At 51.3% G+C, this 3,266-nt stretch carries 1 rRNA gene; it reads left to right on the top strand.

The annotated features are described in order from the left end of the window. The first annotated feature begins 345 nt into the window (after window positions 1–345). A 23S ribosomal RNA gene (locus DXA87_RS17485) occupies window positions 346–3,232 on the top strand. Window positions 3,233–3,266 lie beyond the last annotated feature (34 nt).

The following is a 3,266-nucleotide window of genomic DNA, read 5'->3' as shown; positions in this document are numbered from 1 at the left end:
CAAGCAGGGGGTCAAGAGTTCGAATCTCTCCATCTCCACTTAGCGTCTTTGTACGTTGCACTTCGAAAAACTTCGTTTTTCTCAGTCGCGTGCAGGCACGCTATGAAATCAAAACTTCATAAATGCTTATGGAAGCAAGCTTCCAACACATTTCTAAAGTTTCGATTTCGCAACGTACCTTGAAAACCGCATATTGAAATATTGAATCTTAAATATATTTAAGAAACAAGACATCCGAGGCGTATCGAAAGATACGTAACCGAAAGAATCAAGTAAACACAAAGACCAGGGGTGCAACGCTATGCACCTTCGTATGGAAGCCGTTCCCGCGGCGGAAATACAACTGGTTAAGCTAGAAAGAGCGCAGGGTGGATGCCTTGGCACTAAGAGCCGATGAAAGACGTGATAAGCTGCGAAAAGCTTCGGGGAGGAGCAAATATCCTTTGATCCGGAGATCTCTGAATGGGGAAACCTACTTGAGTGCACCTCAAGTGACGTATGGTGAATACATAGCCATACGCCGGGAACCCGGTGAACTGAAACATCTAAGTAGCCGGAGGAAGAGAAAGAAACATCGATTCCGAAAGTAGCGGCGAGCGAAATTGGAAGAGCCCAAACCGGAATGCGTGCATTCCGGGGTTATGGACCACGTTATGTGACCCGTATGGTAATGGAACAGTCTGGGAAGTCAGACCAGAGAGGGTGAAAGTCCCGTACATGAAACCAGAAGGGAGCTAGTGGGATCCAGAGTACTGCGAGACACGTGGAACCTTGCAGGAAGTCGGGGGGACCACCCCCCAAGGCTAAATACTCCTTAGTGACCGATAGCGCATAGTACTGTGAAGGAAAGGTGAAAAGGACCCCGGGAGGGGAGTGAAAGAGAACCTGAAACCCTGTGTTTACAAGCTGTGGAAGCACGTTAAGGTGCGACCGCGTACTTTTTGTAGAACGGTCCGGCGAGTTGCGGATGCTGGCAAGGTTAAGCACTAAAGGTGCGGAGCCGAAGCGAGAGCAAGTCTGAATAGGGCGTCAAGTCAGCATGTGCAGACCCGAAACCGGGTGATCTATCCATGTCCAGGTTGAAGCGAAAGTAAAATTTCGTGGAGGACCGAACGCACATCCGTTGAAAAGGGTGGCGATGAGGTGTGGATAGGGGAGAAATTCCAATCGAACCCGGAGATAGCTGGTTCTCCTCGAAATAGCTTTAGGGCTAGCCTCGTATTAGTCTGGTGGAGGTAGAGCACTGAATTTCCTAGGGGGCGTCAAAGCCTACCGAAGAATATCAAACTCCGAATGCCATACAGATGATGTACGGGAGTCAGACGGCACGAGATAAGTTGGGTCGTCAAAAGGGAAAGAGCCCAGACCTGCAGCTAAGGTCCCAAAGTGTGTGTTAAGTGGAAAAGGATGTGGGATTTCAAAGACAACTAGGATGTTGGCTCAGAAGCAGCCACACATTCAAAGAGTGCGTAATAGCTCACTAGTCGAGAGGTCCTGCGCCGAAAATGTCCGGGGCTGAAACACAACACCGAAGCTCAGGAATGTATTTATACATTGGTAGAGGAGCATTCTTAAAGGGGCGAAGCAGTACCGATAAGGAGCTGTGGACTTTTAAGAAGAGAGAATGCCGGAATGAGTAGCGAGATGGAGGTGGGAATCCTCCAGGCCGAATATCTAAGGTTTCCAGGGTAAAGCTGATCTGCCCTGGGTAAGTCGGGGCCTAAGGCAAGGCTGAGAAGCGTAGCTGATGGACAACAGGTTTAGATTCCTGTACCACATGATATCAGAACTGTGGGGACGCAGAGGGATAAGATGACCGGGGAACAGAACTCCGGGCAAGCGCAGGAGGTGTCAGACAGGCAAATCCGTCTGACAAGCCAAAGGCGTGACGCGGACCGAACCAAAGTAGGGAAGCATCCGATTCCAGCTGCCGAGAAAAGCCGCTATTGTGTATCATGTGCCCGTACCGTAAACCGACACAGGTGGATGAGGAGAGAATCCTAAGGCCGGCGGGAGAAGCATTGTTAAGGAACTCGGCAAAATGACCCCGTAACTTCGGGATAAGGGGTGCCAGAGAGATCTGGCCGCAGAGAATAGGCTCAAGCAACTGTTTAGCAAAAACACAGGTCTATGCGAAACCGTAAGGTGATGTATATGGGCTGACGCCTGCCCGGTGCTGGAAGGTTAAGAGGAGAGGTTAGAGCAATCGAAGCTTTGAATTGAAGCCCCAGTAAACGGCGGCCGTAACTATAACGGTCCTAAGGTAGCGAAATTCCTTGTCGGGTAAGTTCCGACCCGCACGAAAGGCGTAATGATTTGAGCGCTGTCTCGACAATGCACCCGGTGAAATTGAAATACCAGTGAAGATGCTGGTTACCTGCGCCAGGACGGAAAGACCCCATGGAGCTTTACTCCAGCTTGATACTGGGATTCGGTAATGCATGCACAGGATAGGTGGGAGGCTACGAGTACGGAACTCCGGTTTCGTATGAGCCGCTGTTGGGATACCACCCTTGCGTTACTGGGTTTCTAACCATGGCCCGTGATCCGGGCCGGGGACAATGTCAGGTGGGGAGTTTGACTGGGGCGGTCGCCTCCGAAAGGGTATCGGAGGCGCTCAAAGGTTCCCTCAGAATGGTTGGAAACCATTCGAAGAGTGCAAAGGCAGAAGGGAGCTTGACTGCGAGACCGACGGGTCGAGCAGGTAGGAAACTAGGACTTAGTGATCCGGTGGTATGAAAGTGGGATTGCCATCGCTCAACGGATAAAAGCTACCCTGGGGATAACAGGCTTATCACTCCCAAGAGTTCACATCGACGGAGTGGTTTGGCACCTCGATGTCGGCTCATCGCATCCTGGGGCTGAAGTAGGTCCCAAGGGTTGGGCTGTTCGCCCATTAAAGCGGTACGCGAGCTGGGTTCAGAACGTCGTGAGACAGTTCGGTCCCTATCCGGCGCAGGCGGAGGATATTTGAGAGGAGCTGTCCTTAGTACGAGAGGACCGGGATGGACGGACCGCTGGTGTACCGGTTGAGCTGCTAAGCTCATGGCCGGGTAGCCAAGTCTGGCAGGGATAAACGCTGAAGGCATCTAAGCGTGAAGCCCCCCTCAAGATGAGATATCCCATTCGAAAGAAGTAAGACCCCTTGAAGACGACGAGGTAGATAGGGCAGAGGTGGAAGTGCAGTAATGTATGGAGCTGACTGTTACTAATCGGTCGAGGGCTTATCCAGGAAGGTCTGGTTGGTTGATGAAACGGTAAAGATG

The sequence above is a fragment of the Desulfotomaculum sp. OF05-3 genome (assembly GCF_003435535.1).
GTDB classification, from domain to species: domain Bacteria; phylum Bacillota; class Clostridia; order Lachnospirales; family Lachnospiraceae; genus Pilosibacter; species Pilosibacter fragilis.
The sequence above is the reverse complement of the archived record's forward strand: the minus strand, read 5'-3'. Positions and strand labels throughout refer to the sequence as shown.